The organism is Azospirillum sp. B4 (genome assembly GCF_000333275.1).
Lineage (GTDB): Bacteria > Pseudomonadota > Alphaproteobacteria > Azospirillales > Azospirillaceae > Nitrospirillum.
Map to the genome: position 1 here is coordinate 1 of NZ_BACU01000275.1, position 18,143 is coordinate 18,143.

Annotated in this window: 23 protein-coding genes and 1 tRNA gene; 6 read left to right on the forward strand and 18 right to left on the reverse strand. The window is 66.5% G+C overall.

Annotated elements, in window-relative coordinates:
* Positions 1-665: UTP--glucose-1-phosphate uridylyltransferase (locus I55_RS12015; RefSeq protein ID WP_044560833.1), on the reverse strand; the 665-nt coding region annotated here is incomplete at its 3' end.
* A gap of 530 nt (positions 666-1,195) precedes the next feature.
* On the opposite strand from I55_RS12015, the gene I55_RS12020 reads away from it, so the two are divergent.
* From I55_RS12020 to I55_RS12030, 3 genes are all read left to right on the forward strand, one after another.
* The gene (locus I55_RS12020) at positions 1,196-1,846 is read left to right on the forward strand and encodes a response regulator transcription factor (RefSeq protein ID WP_044560817.1); all 651 of its coding nucleotides are present in this window, start codon (positions 1,196-1,198) and stop codon (positions 1,844-1,846) included.
* A gap of 38 nt (positions 1,847-1,884) precedes the next feature.
* The gene (locus I55_RS12025) at positions 1,885-2,895 is read left to right on the forward strand and encodes an SAM-dependent methyltransferase (protein ID WP_083901047.1); all 1,011 of its coding nucleotides are present in this window, start codon (positions 1,885-1,887) and stop codon (positions 2,893-2,895) included.
* Positions 2,896-3,155: 260 nt separating this feature from the next.
* The gene (locus I55_RS12030; protein WP_252181117.1) at positions 3,156-3,980 is read left to right on the forward strand and encodes a sterol desaturase family protein; all 825 of its coding nucleotides are present in this window, start codon (positions 3,156-3,158) and stop codon (positions 3,978-3,980) included.
* 51 nt (positions 3,981-4,031) lie between these two features.
* Here the strand turns inward: I55_RS12030 and I55_RS12035 are convergent, their stop codons facing one another.
* From I55_RS12035 to I55_RS12065, 7 genes are all read right to left on the reverse strand, one after another.
* Positions 4,032-5,261, reverse strand: coding sequence for an NAD(P)/FAD-dependent oxidoreductase (locus tag I55_RS12035; protein WP_044560820.1), 1,230 nt, complete (start codon positions 5,259-5,261; stop codon positions 4,032-4,034).
* 9 nt (positions 5,262-5,270) lie between these two features.
* Positions 5,271-5,687: an alternative ribosome rescue aminoacyl-tRNA hydrolase ArfB gene (arfB, locus tag I55_RS12040; protein WP_252181118.1), complete on the reverse strand. Its 417-nt coding sequence runs from the start codon at positions 5,685-5,687 to the stop codon at positions 5,271-5,273.
* A 293-nt stretch (positions 5,688-5,980) separates the two neighbouring features.
* A complete protein-coding gene (locus I55_RS12045; protein WP_044560822.1) occupies positions 5,981-6,748 on the reverse strand; it encodes a Crp/Fnr family transcriptional regulator in 768 nt (255 codons plus the stop codon).
* A 134-nt stretch (positions 6,749-6,882) separates the two neighbouring features.
* Positions 6,883-7,512 (reverse strand): hypothetical protein, encoded by a 630-nt coding sequence (locus I55_RS33005; RefSeq protein ID WP_049974052.1) that lies wholly within the window; start codon positions 7,510-7,512, stop codon positions 6,883-6,885.
* 201 nt (positions 7,513-7,713) lie between these two features.
* Complete coding sequence (rpsI, locus tag I55_RS12055) at positions 7,714-8,196, reverse strand: 30S ribosomal protein S9 (RefSeq protein WP_044560823.1); 483 nt, start codon at positions 8,194-8,196, stop codon at positions 7,714-7,716.
* A gap of 3 nt (positions 8,197-8,199) precedes the next feature.
* On the reverse strand, positions 8,200-8,661 hold the full coding sequence (gene rplM / locus I55_RS12060) for a 50S ribosomal protein L13 (protein WP_044560824.1): 462 nt from the start codon (positions 8,659-8,661) through the stop codon (positions 8,200-8,202).
* Positions 8,662-8,923: 262 nt separating this feature from the next.
* On the reverse strand, positions 8,924-9,397 hold the full coding sequence (locus I55_RS12065) for a PaaI family thioesterase (protein WP_083901048.1): 474 nt from the start codon (positions 9,395-9,397) through the stop codon (positions 8,924-8,926).
* Between the two features lie 101 nt (positions 9,398-9,498).
* Here I55_RS12065 and I55_RS12070 point away from each other — a divergent pair, with 101 nt between their 5' ends.
* Positions 9,499-9,942: a CoA-binding protein gene (locus I55_RS12070; RefSeq protein ID WP_044560825.1), complete on the forward strand. Its 444-nt coding sequence runs from the start codon at positions 9,499-9,501 to the stop codon at positions 9,940-9,942.
* 3 nt (positions 9,943-9,945) lie between these two features.
* On the opposite strand, the gene cutA is transcribed toward I55_RS12070, so the two are convergent.
* Positions 9,946-10,275: a divalent-cation tolerance protein CutA gene (gene cutA / locus I55_RS12075; RefSeq protein WP_044560826.1), complete on the reverse strand. Its 330-nt coding sequence runs from the start codon at positions 10,273-10,275 to the stop codon at positions 9,946-9,948.
* A gap of 216 nt (positions 10,276-10,491) precedes the next feature.
* Here cutA and I55_RS12080 point away from each other — a divergent pair, with 216 nt between their 5' ends.
* Complete coding sequence (locus I55_RS12080; protein ID WP_044560836.1) at positions 10,492-10,785, forward strand: hypothetical protein; 294 nt, start codon at positions 10,492-10,494, stop codon at positions 10,783-10,785.
* Between the two features lie 64 nt (positions 10,786-10,849).
* Here the strand turns inward: I55_RS12080 and I55_RS12085 are convergent.
* From I55_RS12085 to I55_RS12120, 8 genes are all read right to left on the reverse strand, one after another.
* A tRNA-Pro gene (locus I55_RS12085) sits at positions 10,850-10,926 on the reverse strand.
* Between the two features lie 286 nt (positions 10,927-11,212).
* Positions 11,213-11,947 (reverse strand): MerR family transcriptional regulator, encoded by a 735-nt coding sequence (locus I55_RS38380; RefSeq protein ID WP_083901049.1) that lies wholly within the window; start codon positions 11,945-11,947, stop codon positions 11,213-11,215.
* Positions 11,948-11,950: 3 nt separating this feature from the next.
* Entirely contained in the window at positions 11,951-12,262 is a 312-nt protein-coding gene (locus I55_RS12095) for an integration host factor subunit alpha (protein WP_044560827.1), read from the reverse strand.
* A 244-nt stretch (positions 12,263-12,506) separates the two neighbouring features.
* The gene (locus I55_RS12100; protein WP_044560828.1) at positions 12,507-13,481 is read right to left on the reverse strand and encodes a beta-ketoacyl-ACP synthase III; all 975 of its coding nucleotides are present in this window, start codon (positions 13,479-13,481) and stop codon (positions 12,507-12,509) included.
* Between the two features lie 30 nt (positions 13,482-13,511).
* Positions 13,512-14,585 (reverse strand): phosphate acyltransferase PlsX, encoded by a 1,074-nt coding sequence (plsX, locus tag I55_RS12105; protein WP_044560829.1) that lies wholly within the window; start codon positions 14,583-14,585, stop codon positions 13,512-13,514.
* A 37-nt stretch (positions 14,586-14,622) separates the two neighbouring features.
* On the reverse strand, positions 14,623-14,814 hold the full coding sequence (gene rpmF / locus I55_RS12110) for a 50S ribosomal protein L32 (RefSeq protein ID WP_044560830.1): 192 nt from the start codon (positions 14,812-14,814) through the stop codon (positions 14,623-14,625).
* 237 nt (positions 14,815-15,051) lie between these two features.
* Positions 15,052-15,702: a DUF177 domain-containing protein gene (locus I55_RS12115; RefSeq protein ID WP_044560838.1), complete on the reverse strand. Its 651-nt coding sequence runs from the start codon at positions 15,700-15,702 to the stop codon at positions 15,052-15,054.
* Between the two features lie 39 nt (positions 15,703-15,741).
* Entirely contained in the window at positions 15,742-16,302 is a 561-nt protein-coding gene (locus I55_RS12120) for a ubiquinol-cytochrome C chaperone family protein (protein WP_159107177.1), read from the reverse strand.
* A 239-nt stretch (positions 16,303-16,541) separates the two neighbouring features.
* Here I55_RS12120 and I55_RS12125 point away from each other — a divergent pair, with 239 nt between their 5' ends.
* Complete coding sequence (locus I55_RS12125; RefSeq protein WP_044560831.1) at positions 16,542-17,024, forward strand: outer membrane protein assembly factor BamE; 483 nt, start codon at positions 16,542-16,544, stop codon at positions 17,022-17,024.
* A gap of 92 nt (positions 17,025-17,116) precedes the next feature.
* On the opposite strand, the gene I55_RS12130 is transcribed toward I55_RS12125, so the two are convergent.
* On the reverse strand, positions 17,117-18,143 hold a 1,027-nt coding region (locus I55_RS12130), incomplete at its 5' end, for a sodium/proton-translocating pyrophosphatase (RefSeq protein WP_044560832.1).

Below are 18,143 nucleotides of genomic sequence, written 5' to 3' on the forward strand. Positions count from 1 at the left end.
GAAGCGCTCCAGGTGTGGAAAATTTCCGGCTGCAGGATGTAGCGTCCCTGGATGGACAGGGTGGAGGGCGCGACCGTCGGATCCGGCTTTTCCACCAGGCCTTTCACTTCGGCCAGGCGGCCATCGTCCGCGCCGATGTCCAGGATGCCGTATTTGTTGGTCTGTTCGCGCGGGACCTCAAACACCGACAGCAGATTGCCCCCCACCTGATCGTAGGCGTCCATCATCTGCGCCAGGCAAGGACGGTCGCCCAGCACCTGTTCGTCAGGCAAAAGCACGGCGAAGGGCTCGTCACCGATGAACTCCCGCGCGCACCACACCGCATGCCCCAGGCCCAACGGTTCGGATTGGCGGACATACGCGATCTTGCCGCTGTCGATCTGGATATCCTCGACTACCTTCAGGATGTCGAGCTTGCCCCGATTCTTCAGTGTCTGGTTAAGTTCGTAATTCAGGTCGAAATGGTCTTCCAGCGGGGTCTTGCCCCGGCTGGTGACGAAACAGAACATCTCGATGCCGGCCGCCTTGGCCTCATCCACCGCGTGCTGGATCAACGGCTTGTCGGCCAGTGGCAGCATTTCCTTCGGAATGGCCTTGGTCGCCGGCAGGAATCGGGTGCCGAGACCCGCGACCGGAAACACCGCTTTACGTACGCGCTTGACCATGACCGACCCCTGGAGTTTAAGCCCCGGCAAATGGGGGATTATTGAAATTGGTATGGGAGGCGACCGAGTCCGGAACGCCCCGTCAGTTCCGGCCCTTCTGCCATAATGGCCTCGGGGCATGCAATCAGGCTGACGAGACTTTCTGACGCTTTCGTGGCAGTAAAAACCACCATTCACGCCGATACCGGCCTATGCCGGTGTCTATATCCATGGTCGGGGGCGGCGCCCGTTCGTTGGATCAATCGCCTGCCCAAACGATAACTTTCGCCTCAATGGCGCCTAAATCCGTTGCTTAAATGAACCAACCCAAGTCAAATCAGCGTGACAGGGCCGAGCGGAATTTGTAGTAGTTTAGCCTAAAGTTTGCGTTCCAATATTCCCGAACCGGGACTGTTCATCAAGCCACCGTTGGTTTCTCCCCGTGGGGGTCCGCGAATGCGGCCACTGGCGGGTAGACGCAGATAAACTACATATTCGTCTGGGTTCGCTGGCAACCTTGGTTTCCCACTACCTCTGAACGAGAGTCGGACATGAACATCCTGATCGGTGACGACCACCTGCTGTTCCGCGAAGGCCTTTGCCGGCTGCTGACCCAGCTCAGCGCCGACGCCACCTTCACGGAGGCCGGCACCTTCAATGAGGCGCTGGACTACGCGCAGGGCGAACAGGAATTCGACCTCATCCTTCTGGATCTGCAGATGCCCAACTGGCCGGGCTTCTCGGGCATCCAAGAGATTTGCGAAATCCAGGCCGGCACGCCGGTGGTCATCATCTCCGCCTCCGAAAGCCAGGCGGACGTGCGCGCGGCGCTGGACGCCGGCGCCTCGGGCTACATCCCCAAGTCTTCCAGCGTGAAGATTATGCTGAGTGCCCTGAACCTGGTGTTCTCCGGCGGCATCTATGTGCCGCCGGCCGCCATCCATGGCGAGGGTACGGCCAGCGGCGGCGGTAGCGCCGCGTCTTCCGGTGGCGGTGGTGGCGGCGGTAATTCACCGTCCCTGACCCAGCGTCAGCGTGACGTGCTGCGCTGCCTGCGTGAGGGCAAGTCCAACAAGCAGATAGCCTATGAGCTGGGCCTGTCGGAAGGCACGGTGAAGATCCACGTGACCGCCGTCATGCGCTCGCTGGGGGTGCGCAACCGCACCCAGGCGGTTATTGCGTCGGCGGACATTCTGCCCTAAACGCTGGTCACTGCTTTCCGACTTTCAGAAGTACCGACATGACCGGTCATCCGGATGGAACCAACGCCCCGGCGAGCGCAGCTCCCGGGGCGCAGTCTTTTGACGGCACCGAGTCGCCTGGGGCCGTACCCGCCAGTGGCGCCGCCTACTTGGCCGCCGAGGGCTTCCTGGAGCCCTTGCTGGAGGAACTGGACGATTCGTCGGCCCAGGTGCACGGCCGGTTGGTGATCACCCAGGAGCCGCCCCGCCCCGCCGCGTGGTCCATCAACACCTGGCTGCAGCCCCGGCGCGTCGCCATAGCGTCCATCAAGGACGGGGCGCGCGCCTTGCGCGCCATCCAGCGTAACTGGGCGGCTTATGAGCATGGCCACCACCGCCGCGCCCGCCTGATCCAGGAGCAACTGCCCCACGTTTCGGCCAAGCCCCTGGTGTTTCCCGCCCCGGCCCCCACCGCGCCGCTGGGCGCCTGGACCCTGCTGGATGAGAGCACCATCCTGGCAAGTCCGGTGTGCACCAGCGCCTTCGCCAACGGCGAGGTGGCGTTCGTCGAGGACAAGGCGACGCCCCCCAACCGCGCCTACCTCAAGCTGTGGGAGGCGTTGACACTGGCCGGCCGCATGCCTGGACCGGGCGACCGCTGCCTGGACCTGGGCGCCTGCCCTGGTGGCTGGACCTGGGTGCTGCAATCGCTGGGTGCTGACGTCACCGCCATCGACAAGGCGCCGCTGGACCCGCGCATCGCCAGCCTGCCCCGCGTCACCGTGCGGCGGGAAAGCGCCTTCGGCCTGGATCCCGCCGAGATTGGGCCCGTCGACTGGCTGTGCAGTGACGTCATTTGCTATCCGGAACGGTTGCTGCGCCTGGTGAGGCAGTGGAAGGACGGCGGCCACGCCCGCAACTTCATCTGCACCCTGAAGTTCCAGGGGGAGACCGATCATGTCAGCGCGCGGGCCTTCGCCGCCATCCCCGGCTCGCGCCTGCTGCACCTGTCGCACAACAAGCATGAGTTGACCTGGATATATTTGGCGCCCGAAACATCAGCGATTTAGCCATTTTCGCTGTGACGCAGCCCCTTGCGTCCCGCCCCGGGATGAGCGCACAACGATAGCGGGGCGGTCCTGGTCGCATGGGGGACGGTCTTGATCTGGACGACACCAGAGGCTGGTTTTCACCAGGCCCCGCCGCTGTCTTCGCGCCCGCGTTCAAACGGGCGCCTTGTGATGGGTGATAAATGCGCCGGGTGTTTTCTTGGATCGCGTGGCCGGGGCTGCTGGCCCTGTGCATTGTCGGGTATGCCTATGGAAACGCCTTGGGCCATCCCATCCTGGCTTACAACGTCACCTACTTCGGCATGGCGGGCGCCCTACTGCTGCTGGAACGGCTGATGCCGTATGAGGCGGCGTGGGCCGAAAGCGACGGTCAGACGCGCCAGGACATCAGCCACACCGCGCTGAACAAGGGCATCGGCCAGTTCCTGGCCGGCTTGGCCGCCACCCTGGGCGCCAATGAGGTGGCCCCGGCCGCCGCCAGCGGCCTCTGGCCCGCCCACTGGCCCATGGCGGCGCAGGTGGTGCTGGGCCTGGTGGTGGCGGAATTCGGCCTGTATTGGGCGCACCGCCTGGGCCATGAGATCCCTTGGCTATGGCGATATCACGCCGTGCATCACAGCGTCACCCGCCTCTGGGTGGTGAACACCGGCCGTTTCCATTTCGTGGACAGCCTCATCGCCACCCTGTTCGCCCTGGCGCTGGGCCTGCTGGTTGGGGCGCCGAAGGAGGTCGTGGTCTGGGTCCTGGCCATCACCACCTACATCGGCTTCCTGACCCACTGCAACGTGGACATGGACTGCCGCGGCCTGAACTGGCTGTTCAACACGCCGGACCTGCACCGCTGGCACCACAGTCGCCTGCCGTCGGAAGGCAACACCAACTATGGTGAGAACCTGCTGCTGTGGGACCTGGTTTTCCGCACGCGCTACCTGCCGCTGGACCGCCGCCCGCCGGTGAACATCGGCACGGCCGACCCCGTGCCCCTGACCTTCCTGGGCCAGCTGGCCTACCCTTTCCGCCGCCACCAGGCGCCGATCATGGACGCGCCGGTGCTGGAAGCACGGGCGGAGGCCGGCGGGGATTGATGGGATTTCATGCCCTGTAGGAGGCGGCCGTGGCCGCCCGGCGTTGGGGGATCAAACCGCCTGCCCGGCGACCCAGCCGGATGACCAGGCCCACTGGAAATTATAGCCGCCCAGCCAGCCGGTGACGTCCACCGCCTCACCCACGAAATGCAGGCCGGGGACTTTCTTGGCCTCCAGGGTCTTGGACGAGAGTTCATTGGTGTCGATGCCACCCACCGTCACCTCGGCCGTGCGATAGCCTTCGGTGCCCGCAGGCACCACGGTCCAGCGCCGCAGCATCTCCCCCACCGCCGCCAGGGACTTGTCCGAAAGATCGCGCAAGGGGCGGCTTTCCACCTCACCGCCTTTCTCGCCGTTTGGGGCGCCTTCCCCGCACAGCCGGTCGGCGAAACGGCGGGGCAGGACGTCGCCCAGGATGGTCTTGAGCTCGGCGTTGGGGCGCGCGCGCTTGGCCGCCTTCAGATGCTCGGCCAGGTCCAGGTCGGGCGTCAGGTCCACGGTGATGGGCTGGCCCGGCTGCCAATAGCTGGAGGCCTGCAGGATGCTGGGGCCCGACAGGCCACGATGGGTGATCAGCAAGGCTTCACGGAACGCGGCCCCTTTGCTTCCAATGGGCCCCGCCCTCACCACGGCATCCAGCGCCACACCGGACAGGCCTTGCGTGCGCGCCAGATCCCGCGGCGTGAAGGTGAAGGGCACCAGGCCCGGCCGGGGGCGCACCATGTCCAGGCCGAACTGCCGTGCCAGACGGTGGGCGAAGTCGGTGGCGCCCATCTTGGGGATGGACAAGCCGCCGGTGGCGACCACCAGCCTGGGTGCCGTCAGCTGGCCGCGCGCCGTCTCCAGCACGAAGCCCCCGTCCGCCCTCCGCACGCCGGTCACCGCGCAGTCCAGCGCCGGCTCCACGCCCGCGTCCGCCGCCTCGTTCAGCAGCATGGCCAGGATGTCCCGGGCGGAGTTGTCGCAGAACAGTTGGCCCAGCTTCTTCTCGTGCCAGGCGATGCCATGCCGTTCCACTAGGTCCAGGAAGTCGCGCGGCGTGTAACGGCGCAGTGCGGAGATGCAGAAGTGCGGGTTGGTGGAGAGGTAGCGCGCCGGTTGCGCGTCGACATTGGTGAAATTGCAGCGCCCGCCGCCGGAAATCAGAATCTTGCGGCCCGCCTCCGGCGCGTGGTCGATGACCAGCACCCGCCTACCCCGCTTGCCGGCGGCGATGGCGGTGAACAGGCCGGCGGCGCCGGCGCCGATGACGATGACATCGGGGGGGCTGGAAACGGTCATGCCGGTTGCTTAATCCACATCCACGCTGCTGCGCAGGCGCTTCACCGTGCTGCGGGTGGACTTGGCATCCAGCCGCCGCTTCTGCGAGCCCAGGGTGGGCCGGGTGGGCCGGCGGGCGGCCTGGCGCACCGTGGCCTCGCGAATCAGCTCGAACAGGCGTTCACGCGCGTCCTCGCGGTTGCGCTCCTGCGTGCGGTGGCGCTGCGCGGTGATGACGATGACGCCGTCACCGGTCCAGCGGCGGCCGGCCAGGGTCTTCAGCTTGTCCTTCACCCACTGCGGCAGGTTGGGCGAGGCCGCGGCGTCGAAGCGCAGTTGCACCGCCGTCTCCACCTTGTTCACGTTCTGCCCGCCGGGGCCGCCGGCTCTCAGGAAGCTTTCCTGCAGTTCCGTCTCGGCCAGCCGGATTCCGGGCGCGACCAGCACGGTAGGACCCTGGAACGGCGGTGGGGGGGATGGCGGCAACATGGGGAACCAAGGGAGGGGCGATCGCCTGATCCTAAACAGCCCTCCCGCGCTTGTCGAACGGCGGACCTGAATGGCAGCAACGCCCTTATACTACGGCATTTGATCGTGATCTCTCAAATGCCCCTCATGCGCCGGGCGCCAGCATCCGCTGGCCTCTATGCGTGTCTTGGGGCTTCCTCGCTGCGCCCTGCGGTGCTCGCTCCGGCGGACGCGGTCGCGTCCTACAGTGGCCCGAGAATCTCGTGCCGCTGTTATTTGCCCGTGGGCGCGTCCACATCCCACATGAGCACCGGCCATTCTTCCGCCTGGCGGCGGCGCACGGGACCGGGGGTGGCGAGATCACGCAGCGCGTCAAAGTCCTTCAGAACCGCCACCGTCCCCTCCAGCGCCACGCCGTGGCGTCGCAGATCGGCGAAGGTCCAGGTCACATCCTCCGGCGTCGTGTCCAGGGCGGCGGCCACGGTGCCCAGGTCCAGCTCCAGCCGGCCGCCGGCGCGGCGCGCGGCATGTTCCTTCAGCAGGTGGGCGGCCAGGCGCTGGGGCAACGACAGTTCGGCCAGGGCGGCCACGGCTTCCACCAGCGCACGCTCACGCGCCACCTGACCGGCCATCAGCGACAGCGCCAGGTCGGCACCCGCCCCCAGGCGGGCGCGCAGGGCGGCCAGCGGCAGGGCCAGCAGCCGGGCATCGCCCGCCGCGCGCACGGTCACCGGCGCCGCGGCGCCGGTCAGCGCCTCGGCCAACAGGAAGGTGGTTTCCGGGCCCTGCCGCTGGCCGATCTCGGTATTGCCGGCGACCAGGGCCACGGCACCGGACAGCAGGATGTGGATGTCGGCCAGGGGACCGCCCTGGCGCAGCAGCAGATCGCCCGCCGCCAGATCCTGGACCCGGCAGGCGGCAGCCAGGGCGGACAGCTCATCCGGCGCCAGCCGGGCGAAGGCCGGCACGGCCGCCAGACTGGCCGCAAGCCCATCCCCTATGCCCCCGCGTGGTCCGCCCTTCGTCACATCCACAGTCATCCAACCCAACCCTATCTTGCCGTCGACGGTCCCCGACGGCGGCGGCCACCTTATGCCTTAAGGTAGAGGCCCTGTAGTCGAGCCTTTGCCTTAGGCCATTTGGATACGCGGCGTTTGGAAACGTTCCAAACGTGTCATTCGCTGCGGCGATAGCGCCGCCGTTCCCGTGCCAGGGCCACACTGCGCAGGGCACGGCGCCATGCCGCCGCCAGCAGCGGGGTGGCCACGGCCCTGACCCCATGGGCGGTGGATACCACCAGCCGCCATGCCGGCAGCGCCTTCAGGCGGTCGATCCATCCTACGGCCCAGTCGTGGACGCGGGCGAACCAGCGGATGGTCAGCAGCTTGTGCCGGCTGCGCTGGAACAGGCGTTCCACCGTCAGCAGCTTCAGCACCTCCGCCCCCACGATCAGAAGGATGCCGGTACGGGTCTTGCCTTGGGCGATAAGGAAGGCGCCCAGGGGCTTCACCGGCTCCAGCACCACCAGCGGCACCAGGAACAGCACCAGGGTGGTGCGCGGCCCCAGTCGGTCTATAAGGCGGCCCAAGGCCTGGAAAGGCGACCATCGCCCCATTCGTGCGGCAAACGGCCGCACAAGGGGCAGGAAGCAGACATCGACCAGGACGTAGAGCAGCGCCGCGGCCACGGCCAGCGGGGTCAGCAGGCGGCGCGCCCACTGGCGCGCCTGCGGGCTGGGGCGCCAGCCCAGGGCGCGGCGCACGCGTCCCCCCGGCTTCCGGCCCCCCGGTTCGCGATCGGGCATCCGTTCCGTCCTCACAGTGGGTTCAAGGAAGAACCCCAGACCTTGCTTGCCGACGGTGGGCAACGCCCGGGCCGCGCGCAAGGTCCACTTGGTGGCATTATTGTGGTGCCTTGTCGCATGAATCGGCTGCGTCAAAAAGGAAAAGGCGCCTTCCCCGGCTGGGGAAGGCGCCTTTCCAACAGGCATCCAAACGGCTGAGGATCAGCGCTTGGAGAACTGGAAGCTACGACGGGCCTTGGCCTTACCGTACTTCTTACGCTCGACCACGCGCGGATCGCGGGTCAGCAGACCGGCGACCTTCAGCGGCGGACGCAGGGCCGGCTCGAAGTAGGTCAGGGCCTTGGAGATGCCGTGGCGCAGGGCGCCGGCCTGGCCGGACAGGCCGCCGCCGGACACGGTGCACACCACGTCGTACTGCTCAACGCGGCCGACGATCTGGAACGGCTGGTTGATCATCATGCGCAGCACGGGGCGGGCGAAGTACACGACGATGTCGCGGCCGTTGACCGTGACCTTGCCATTGCCCGGCTTAATCCAGACGCGGGCGACCGCGTTCTTGCGCTTGCCGGTGGCGTAGGAACGGCCCTGGGCGTCGATCTTGGGCTGCGCCGGCTCGGCGGCCTCGGTCGTGACGACGGCGGCGCCCTGCTTCAGGTCGGCCAGGCTGTTGATGGTCTGAGCCATGGATTAGGCCCCCTTGTTCTTGGGATTCAGGGCGCCGACGTCCAGCACCTCGGGGTTCTGCGCTTCGTGCGGATGCGCCGGACCCTTGTAAACGCGCAGGTTACCCATCTGGCGGCGGCCCAGCGGACCGCGGGTGATCATGCGCTCGACGGCCTTCTCGATGACCCGCTCCGGGTACTTGCCATCCAGGATCTGGCCCAGGCTGCGCTGCTTGATGCCGCCAGCGTAACCGGTGTGCCAGTAGAAGATTTCGTCGCTGCGCTTGTTGCCGGTCAGCTTCACCTTCTCCGCATTGATGACGATGACGTTGTCACCGCAATCCATGTGGGGGGTGTAGGTCGGCTTGTGCTTGCCGCGCAGGCGCATGGAGATGATGCTGGCCAAGCGGCCCAGCACGAGGCCGTCGGCATCGATGAGAAGCCACTTCTTCTCGATCTCAGACGGCTTGAGAGACAAGGTTTTCATCCGCGCACTCACTCAAAATGAGGTCCGGGCCAAAATGGGCCCCAGGGCACCGCTCCTGGGACCGGCACCGAAGTGGGCGGTTTTTATGTCGGTGACGGCCGGGTGTCAACGGGAAAAAGACACCATCCGTCAAATGCTTACGGTGGAGGTATTATGATACCTCTACTATAAACCCATTGAATTCATTGGATATTCTGGGCGATCGACGTCGCGCTCGTTTCGCTTTTCCCAACGAATCCAGCGCGTTGCCAGGGCGGCGGCCTTATGCTTTGGGAATCGCATAGGTGCCCGTCGCATGGGCCACCGGGTCATCCTCCCCCTCGGAATGGATGGTGACCTCGCCATAAGCCAGGCTGCGGCCCATGCGGACGATGCGGGCGAAGGCCACCAGCGGCTTGGCGGGGGGCTTGCGCAGGAAGGTGATGTTCATGGTGCTGGTGACCGCCAGCACGATATGACCGGCCATGCTGAGCACCGCGCCGTACAGGGCCACATCGGCCAGCGCGAACATGGTGGGGCCGGAGACGGTGCCACCGGGCCGCAACAGATCATCCGACACCGGCATGGTCAGGGTGATGGTGCCGTGGCCCATCTCCTTCGTCCGAATGCCGGCGCGGTGGGCCTGGGGCAATCCCTTTTCCAGCAGGCGGTCGAAATCCTGTGGTGTGAAGACGGGCGCCTTGCCCATGGCCGCCAGCTTGTCATTGCCCACCGCTGTATCCGGACCAGCCGTCATTCCAACGCCCCTCCCTTCATCCTCTGTCTCGAGGATCCCATGTATTGTGTCCGGTATACCCGGCCCCGGCCGTTCCGCCCACCGCAAAGGAGCCGCATTCAATGAGCGAGAAGATCACCGACGACGTCCTGCGCGACGTGTTCCTGAAGACCAGGACGGTGGCCATCGTCGGCATTTCGCCCGACCCGGCCAAGCCGTCGCACTACGTCCCGGCCTTCATGCAGCGGGAATACGGCTACAAGATCATTCCGGTCCATCCCGTCCATGCCGGCACCACCATCCTGGGTGAGCCGGTGGTGGCCACCCTGGCCGACCTGCCGGCGGGCGTGGACTTCGTGGAGATCTTCCGCGCCGCCCCGGCCATCGCCCCCTTCGTGGTCGAGGCGGCGGAGCGCGGCATTCCCTATATCTGGATGCCCCTGGGTGTGAGCCATGAGGAATCGGCGGCGCAAGCCAGGGCGCTGGGGGCCACGGTCATCCAGGACCGCTGTCCCAAGATCGACCTGCCCCGCCTGTTTCCGAACGGGCTGCCCGATCGGGACTGAACCTCAGCCCTTGGTGCCGGGTGCCGCCGAGGCGGCGATCCATTCCAGGAAGCCCGGATTGCCCGACACCACCGGCAAGGCCACGATGCACGGCGTGTCGTAGCTGTGCAGTTCCTTGACCCGGTGTGTCAGGGCTTCGAACCGGTCGGCGCGGGTCTTGGCGATGAACGCCACCTCTGCCGCCGTCTCCACCCCATCGTTCCAGCGATAGATGGACTGGGTACCGCCCAGGATGTTGACGCAGGCGGCCAGCCGTTCCTCCACCAGCGTCCGGCCGATGGTCTGCGCCTCCTCCGCCGAGGCCGCCGTCATATAGACCAGGAACGCCGCCATCACCCACCTCTCGCTTTAAGGACCCGAAGTTGGGCGTGAAAGCCGAAGCGCCTGACGCGCTGGCGGTTTGACGCCCCATCCCGCCAGCGTAAGATACCCGTGCGCCCCGCGCCATCGCCCAATTGGGCCGCCCGATAGGGCTGGTGGTTCAACGGGCGGCCACGATGACGGGGGGAAGGCATGGCGCGCGGTGAGGCGGCAGATCCCGGGACGACTGTGGCGGATCCCCCTTTCCCCGCGGCTTCCGCGCCGGCGACACCCACGCCGGTGCAGAAGCGCTGGCTGCGGCGCGGCCTGGATCAGGCCGGCGGCAAGCTGCCCCTGTTCTGGCCGGATGGCGCCAAGGTCAGCGCGGCCACGGTGAAAGCCTGCCTCGAAGCCGGCTGGGCCACTCCCTGGTTCAGCAATCCCCTGAAGCCCGATTGGCTGGTCTGCCGCTTGACGGACGCCGGCCGGGCGGCCTGCGGCAAAGCCAAAGGCGGGGGATCTGTGAACAGGCGCCCGGCATAAGCCGGAAATGGAAACGGCGCCTGGTCCGTTGCTGGACCGGCGCCGTCTTCAGAATTTCGAGAGATGGTCGGAGCGACAGGATTCGAACCTGCGACCCCCAGACCCCCAGTCTGATGCGCTACCAGGCTGCGCTACGCTCCGACCTCTCGAGTGAACCGCAGTTGCCTGCTGTTCGGGCGCGGACTATAGCCACGAGGTTCACCATATGCAACGGCGTTAGACGCCTAAACGTCAAAAAAATGCATTCCCAAATTTTTCCATTATTTATCAATGTGTTAAACGGTATTTTCCAGGTTCCATGACAGGCGTGGACCACCAAAAGGCGCGCCAGTACGCCTCGTGCTCGCCCTTGCCGGGCTGGTGTGCGCATCGCGCCGAAACAAGGATGATCGCCTGGCCCCCAAGTGGTGTTGGGGCGTGCTGACGCTCAGAGCACCCGGCGCAGCAGGTCGCGAATCTCTTCCAGGTCGGCCAGCACCTGGCCCAGCGCTTCGCGCTTGGCGGCGGGCAGACCCTTCTCCCCGGCGGGGCGCCGGGGCTCGACCGGGCGGGTAGCCACGGGCTCCGGTTCCGGTGGCGGATTGCGCGCCCATTCCGGATCGGCCTCGGGATCGTGGTCGAACAGGCCAATGATGCGCCGCTTCTCTTCCGGCTGTGCCTGAGGGGTGGACGGGGGGCGGAATTCCTCGGCCGCCTCCTCCACCCAGCTGTCATCCACCGCTTCCTCGGGGCCAGCCATGCCAGGACCAGGGGCCGGAACGCGGCCGCCGCTGGTGCGCAGCAAGCGCTGCACGCCCTTGATGGTGTACCCTTCCTTGTAAAGCAGGACCTGGATGCGGCGCAGAAGCTCCACATCATCCGGCCGGTAGTAGCGCCGGCCGCCGCCCCGCTTCAGGGGGCGGATATGGGGGAACTTGGTCTCCCAGAAACGCAACACGTGCTGCGGCACATCCAGTTCTGCCGAAACCTCGCTGATGGTGCGGAAGGCGGTCGGCGATTTGCCCCGGCCACGTTCCGACGCCGCCGCGCCGCTGGTCCCCCCCGCCCCAGGCGCATCCCCGCCTTCGGTCAGTTCCAGGCCGGCGTCACCGCCGGCTTCGGAACCATCGTCAGGGACGTCCTCAGCGGGAATCTGGGGGTCAGGCGCGGGCGTGCCGGACATGGCTTAGTGCCCGTCGTCCGTCAGAACGTCGTTGATGCGATTCTTCAGGACATGGCTGGCGCGGAACACCAGGACACGGCGCGGCAGGATGGGAACCTCCTCACCGGTCTTGGGATTGCGCCCGACACGCTCCCCCTTGGAGCGGACGGAAAAACTGCCGAAGGAAGAAATCTTGACCATCTCCCCGCGCCCCAGCGCGGACGCGATCTCATCCAGCACGCTTTCCACCAGGTCGGCGGATTCATTCCGCGACAGCCCCACCTCCTGGTAGACGGCCTCGCTCAACTGAGCGCGCGTGACGGTGTGATCTCCCATGGGTGCCCTCCCTCAACCAGTGGCCCTTTCGCCAACTGCGGGAACGGTAATGCCAGGCGGGAAAGCCGTCAATTCCAAAGGTTTGCCAAAGTCTTGTCAGATTCGGCTAGACCGTCCGTCAGGTCGGGCCGGTGCTGCAAAGCACCTAAAAATGATGCGGCGCGAAACCATTCGCCACGGCCCGGGAATGACAAAGGGGCGCCCCGATGGAACGCCCCCTGACTACGCCGATATGCCGGAATACTTAGAAGCGGGCCAGCGCCGCCCCCCAGGTGAAGCCGCCCCCCATGGCCTCAAGCAGGACCAGGTCGCCCCGCTTGATGCGGCCATCAGCCACAGCCTCGCACAGCGCCAGGGGGATGGAGGCGGCGGAGGTGTTGCCGTGGTGATCCACGGTCAGAACCACCTGGGCGGGATCCATCTTCAGCTTGCGGGCGGTGTTCTCGATGATGCGGCGGTTGGCTTGGTGCGGGACCAGCCAGTCCAGGTCGCTGGGCGCCAGGCCGTTGGCCGCCAGGGCCTCACCCACCACCTCGGCCAGGTTGACCACGGCGTGCTTGAACACCTCCTGCCCCGCCATGCGCACATGGCCCACGGTCTGGGTGGAGGATGGGCCGCCGTCGACATACAGCAGGTCGTGGTGGCGGCCGTCGGAATGCAGGTGGGTGGACAGGATGCCCTGGTCGGCGGCCGTGCCCTGGCCCTCCTCCGCGCGCAGCACCACGGCGCCGGCGCCATCGCCGAACAGCACACAGGTGGTACGGTCGTTCCAGTCCAGGATACGGGAGAAGGTCTCGGCACCAATGACCAGCACGGTGCGTGCCTGGCCGGCCTTGATGAAGTTGTCGGCCACCGCCAGGGCGTAGACGAAGCCCGAGCATACGGCCTGCACGTCAAAGGCGGCGCCCCGGGTCATGCCCAGGGCCGCCTGCACCTTGGCGGCGGTGGCGGGGAAGGTCTGGTCCGGCGTGGCCGTGGCCAGGACGATCAGGTCCAACTCCTCCACCGCGACGTTGCCGTGGGCCAGCGCCGCCCTGGCGGCGGCCAGGGCCAGGTCGGAGGTCTTCTCCCCTTCGGCGGCGATGTGGCGGCTGCGGATACCGGTGCGCTGGGTGATCCACTCATCCGATGTGTCGACCATCTTGGCCAGATCATCGTTGGTCACGACGCGGGCGGGCAAGTAAGAGCCGCAGCCCACGATCACGGAGCGCATTACCATCGTGTCAACCAGCCGTCAGGGGATAGGCCGTCACTGGGCGACGGCCTGGGGGTCGGAACCGGAAGCGGCGGCCGCAGCCGCTTGCAGGCTCTCCTGCAGCAAGGCCAGTTCCTTGCGGATTTTCTCGTTGAAACCGTGCTGGACCAGATCCACCGCCACACAGATGGCGTTGGCGAAGCCCAGTCCGTCGGTGCCGCCATGGCTTTTCACGCACAGGCCTTGAAGACCCAGGAACATGGCGCCGTTGTAGCGGCGGGGATCCATGCGCTGGCGCAGCTTGTTGAAGGCGGTGCGGGCCAGCAGATAGCCCAGCTTGGCCAGCAAGGAGGATTGGAAGGTGCGGCGCAGGAACTCGCCGAACAGCTTACCGGTGCCTTCCGCGGTCTTCAGGGCGACGTTGCCGGTGAAACCGTCCGTCACCACCACGTCCACCGTGCCGGCGGCGATATCGTTGCCTTCCACGAAACCATGGAAGTTGCGGGCCAAAGGCGTCGCGCGCAGGGCGGCGGCGGCCGTGCGGATGGCCTCATGCCCCTTCTGCTCTTCCGACCCGACGTTCAGAAGGCCGATGGTGGGTTCCAGCAGGCCCAGGACCGTCTGCGCGAACACCGTGCCCAGGACGGCGAACTGCACCAGATTGTCGGCGTCGCATTCCAGGTTGGCGCCCAGATCCAGCATCACGCAGTCGCCCCGCATGGTGGGCAACATGGACGCGATGGCCGGCCGGTCAATGCCCGGCAGGGTCTTCAGCACGAACTTGGCCATGGCCATCAGCGCGCCGGTGTTGCCGGCGGAGACGATGGCGGCCGCGTCCCCGGACGCGACGGCGTCGATGGCCAGGCGCATGCTGGAGCCGCGCCCAGCACGAAGGGCCACGGACGGCTTCGCGTCCATGGCCACAACGTCAGCGGCGTGACGAACCTGGGAGATCGCCTTCAGTGCCGGCCGGGCTTCGAGCAGCGCGTTGATGCGCTGCTCGTCACCGACGAACAGGAAGTCCACGTTGGGGCAGCGTTCGCGCGCGATATCCGCGCCGTCCACCACCATGTCCGGGGCATGGTCGCCGCCCATCGCATCCAGGGCGATTCGCAGGCGTGTGCTCACCGGACAGCGACCTCCTCAAGCACCGGGGCGAACCGGATCAGGCGGCAGCGCTGGTGGTGTCGACGACGACCTCACGGCCGTCGTAGTGGCCGCAGGAGCCACAGACGTGATGCGGGCGCGTCAGCTCACCGCAGTTGCTGCACTCGTGGTGCGCACCGGCGCTGATGGCGTGGTGCGAACGGCGCATGTTACGGCGAGACTGGGAGGTCTTTTTCTTAGGAACGGCCATGATCGTCTACTCTCTACTCTATTAAGACGACCACTGATGTGCCGTCTTGCTAACCATCGTCAGACCCCATGCTTTAGCGAAACCGTCATCCTTTTCCCACCCCTTTTTCCAGGGGACGGGCCTGCGGAAAACGACATGAGGCCAAACGACAAGGAACCCGGCCCAATCCTGGACCGGATCAAACAGGGCGCCTTCAATACTTGAATTGCGCCCCAAGAGCAAGCGCCAAAGACCGGATTAAGTCTTGGGCCGCAGCTTCGCAAGGGCGGCGAAGGGATTGGGCTTGCCCTCCCCCGCCTCCGCGGCTGGAGTCGGGGCGGAATCGGCAGCCGACTCCGCGTCATTTTCATCGGGCATGGTCGGCGGCGGCTCGTTCGGCGCGTCAGGGAACTCACCTTCGCCTTCCCAGTCCTCGACATGCAGGAAACGCTCGGCGTCCTCCTTCCGGGGATAGGGATCCAGGGCCAGGGACAGGTGCTGGGCCACCAGTTCCCCGATGTCGATGCGGCCGTTCTCGATGGGCTCGGGCGGGTCGACCTCATCGTCCAGGCCCAGGTTCTCCAGGTCGTCCTCGTCCTTGGGTACCAGGTGAGCCGGGGCGAACAGGGCTTGGAACTCATCGCGCACGCTGGCCGGCAGCGGCTCGAGCGTCACCACGCAGCTCTGCACCACTTGGGCCTCCAGCTCGCCAGTGACACGGACCATCTGGCCGCCGCGGATGCGGCGCAGGCGGACCAGCGCCGTCAGGCTGTCCAGCGACACAAGGTCCAGGCGCTTGGCCAGGGCCGCGCGCTCCGCCGGGGTGGCGGTGATTTTCTCCACGCTCTCCCGGGAGGAGACCTTGTCGGCGATGACGGGGCGGGAAAATTCGGGGGTCATGTCAGCCATGACGCGCACCTCCAACTCTCAAGGAAACGATAAGGCCGGTCAAAGCGCCGGCACCGCGGCGAAGACGGGGCCGTGGGCCAGCAGGTCGGCCAGGGGAATGCTGCCCAACCGGTCGGCCGAGGTCCGGACATAGGCGGCGACGGCCGCCAGCTCCGGCCCATCCGGCAGGGTGGAACCGAAGAGGTTGCGGTCCAGGGCCGTCTCCAGCTCCCCCACCCCGCCCTTCAGGCCCGATTCGTAGGCGTCGGCCCGGCCATAGAAATGGGTGCCCAGGTCCTTCACCTTCTTGCCCACCACCATCTCGCTGGCGCCCAGTTCGCGCAGGCTGAAATCCAGATCGGTGAACATGTGGTCGAACAGGGCTTGGTTCAGGGCGGCCAGCGCCGGTCCTTCCTTTGCCAGACGGCGCATCACCAGCCAGGCGTGCAGGGTCACCACCTCGAACCGGCCTTCCACCGTGTCGGGAACACCGCGTCCCTGGCCCGCCGTCACCGTGTAGAACTCCGGCCGGCGCGATTGGTCGACGATACCGGCGTAAAGGCGCAACACGGTCGCTTGCTGGCGAGGAGTGCGGAACAGGCGCTGAAGCAAGGCGATCACGGCGGGGAACCCGGCTTTCGTTGACAGGACAAAGCGGCTGGTGCGATTGTCACCGGCCAGATGGGGGGTGGTCGTCCACCGGTCAAGCGCGTCGCGCCGGGCCGGAAAGACGGGAGACCCCGGGCCGGTTGGCCCCTGTTCACCAGATTATCGCATTCCCTCGCGACGGACGACGGGTGCCTCAATCGTGGAACGGGGCCGACCCGCGATCAACGTTCTTGGGATTAACGTCTTAGACCATGCCGAACAAGACCCTTAAGCTGCTGTCCCCCGCTGGCCTTCTTGGCGTGGGCCTCCTCGGGATCGGGCTGACGGCCTGCACGCCCACGGTCAACAATCGCGGCAACCTGGTGGAGGATCGCCGGCTGGCTGACGTCCATCCGGGCACCAGCACCAAGGAAGACGTGCAGAAGGCCCTGGGGTCGCCCAGCACCACCAGCACGGTGGACGCCAACGTCTGGTACTACATCGGCGCCATCACCGAGAACGAAGCTTTCTTCGACCCGAGCATCATCCAGCAGCGGGTGTTGCAGGTCAGCTTCAACGACCAGGGCGTGGTCAGTGCCATCGGCGACCTGGACCTGGATCAGCAGCAGGACATCAGCCCCGAGGATCGCGAGACCCCGACGGCCGGCCATGACGTCACCTTCCTGGAACAGCTGATGGGTAACCTGAACCGTCAGAAGAAGAAGGACGACAAGAAGAAGAAGGGCGGCGGCTGAGCCTCGGCCCTTCCCGGAATAGGAAAACCCCGGCGAGGATGTCTCCGCCGGGGTTTTTGTTTGACTGTTTTTTTGTTGGTTAGAACGGCGCCTCAGCCGTGGGCCAGGATGGCCAGCAGCAGCAGCGCCACGATGTTGGTGATCTTGATCATGGGGTTCACCGCTGGGCCGGCCGTGTCCTTGTAGGGGTCGCCCACCGTATCGCCGGTGACGGCCGCCTTGTGCGCGTCCGAGCCCTTGCCGCCGTGGTGCCCCTCCTCGATATACTTCTTGGCATTGTCCCACGCGCCGCCGCCGGATGTCATGGAGATGGCGACAAACAGCCCGGTGACGATGACGCCCAGCAGCATGGCCCCCACCGCCGAGAACGCCGCGCCCTTGCCGGCGATGGCGTTGATGATGAAGTACAGCACCACCGGCGCCAGCACCGGCAGCAGCGACGGGATGATCATCTCCTTGATGGCGGCGCGGGTCAGCAGATCCACCGCCCGGCCGTAGTCGGGCTTGGAGGTGCCGGCCATGATGCCGGTGTTCTCCCGGAACTGGCGCCGCACCTCCTCCACCACCGAGCCGGCGGAGCGGCCCACCGCCGTCATGCCCATGGCGCCGAACAGGAAGGGCAGCAGCCCGCCCAGGATCAGGCCGACGACGACGAAGGGGTTGTCCAGGCCGAAGTCCAGCTTGCCGGCCAGGTCCGCGAAATAGGGATACTGGTCGGGGTTGGCCATGAAGTAGTGCAGGTCCTCATTATAGGCGGCGAACAGCACCAGGGCGCCCAGGCCGGCGGAGCCGATGGCATAGCCCTTGGTCACGGCCTTGGTGGTGTTGCCCACGGCGTCCAGCGCGTCGGTGGTGACGCGCACCTCCCGCGGCAGGTCCGCCATCTCGGCGATGCCGCCGCCGTTGTCGGTGACCGGGCCGTAGGCGTCCAGCGCCACGATCATGCCGGCCAGCGCCAGCATGCTGGTTACGGCGATGGCGATGCCCATCAGGCCGGCCATCAGGTGGGTCACCAGGATGGCCGCGCAGATGACGATGGCCGGTAGGGCCGTCGCCTCCATGGAGATGGCCAAGCCCTGGATGACGTTGGTGCCATGGCCGGTGGTGGAGCTTGCGCCA

What these genes read in the sequence shown, in the direction of transcription:
- I55_RS12035 (WP_044560820.1), bottom strand. Translation starts at nt 5,261, where the DNA reads ATGACCGTTTCCAGCCCCCCCGATGTCATCGTCATCGGCGCCGGCGCC.
- rpmF (WP_044560830.1), bottom strand. Translation starts at nt 14,814, where the DNA reads ATGGCCGTTCCTAAGAAAAAGACCTCCCAGTCTCGCCGTAACATGCGC.
- rpsI (WP_044560823.1), bottom strand. Translation starts at nt 8,196, where the DNA reads ATGGCTCAGACCATCAACAGCCTGGCCGACCTGAAGCAGGGCGCCGCC.
- I55_RS12115 (WP_044560838.1), bottom strand. Translation starts at nt 15,702, where the DNA reads ATGGCTGACATGACCCCCGAATTTTCCCGCCCCGTCATCGCCGACAAG.
- I55_RS12100 (WP_044560828.1), bottom strand. Translation starts at nt 13,481, where the DNA reads ATGGTAATGCGCTCCGTGATCGTGGGCTGCGGCTCTTACTTGCCCGCC.
- I55_RS38380 (WP_083901049.1), bottom strand. Translation starts at nt 11,947, where the DNA reads ATGTCCGGCACGCCCGCGCCTGACCCCCAGATTCCCGCTGAGGACGTC.
- I55_RS12125 (WP_044560831.1), top strand. Translation starts at nt 16,542, where the DNA reads ATGCCGAACAAGACCCTTAAGCTGCTGTCCCCCGCTGGCCTTCTTGGC.
- rplM (WP_044560824.1), bottom strand. Translation starts at nt 8,661, where the DNA reads ATGAAAACCTTGTCTCTCAAGCCGTCTGAGATCGAGAAGAAGTGGCTT.
- I55_RS12045 (WP_044560822.1), bottom strand. Translation starts at nt 6,748, where the DNA reads ATGACTGTGGATGTGACGAAGGGCGGACCACGCGGGGGCATAGGGGAT.
- I55_RS33005 (WP_049974052.1), bottom strand. Translation starts at nt 7,512, where the DNA reads ATGCCCGATCGCGAACCGGGGGGCCGGAAGCCGGGGGGACGCGTGCGC.
- cutA (WP_044560826.1), bottom strand. Translation starts at nt 10,275, where the DNA reads ATGGCGGCGTTCCTGGTCTATATGACGGCGGCCTCGGCGGAGGAGGCG.
- I55_RS12095 (WP_044560827.1), bottom strand. Translation starts at nt 12,262, where the DNA reads ATGGGAGATCACACCGTCACGCGCGCTCAGTTGAGCGAGGCCGTCTAC.
- I55_RS12025 (WP_083901047.1), top strand. Translation starts at nt 1,885, where the DNA reads ATGACCGGTCATCCGGATGGAACCAACGCCCCGGCGAGCGCAGCTCCC.
- I55_RS12020 (WP_044560817.1), top strand. Translation starts at nt 1,196, where the DNA reads ATGAACATCCTGATCGGTGACGACCACCTGCTGTTCCGCGAAGGCCTT.
- I55_RS12065 (WP_083901048.1), bottom strand. Translation starts at nt 9,397, where the DNA reads ATGACGGCTGGTCCGGATACAGCGGTGGGCAATGACAAGCTGGCGGCC.
- I55_RS12070 (WP_044560825.1), top strand. Translation starts at nt 9,499, where the DNA reads ATGAGCGAGAAGATCACCGACGACGTCCTGCGCGACGTGTTCCTGAAG.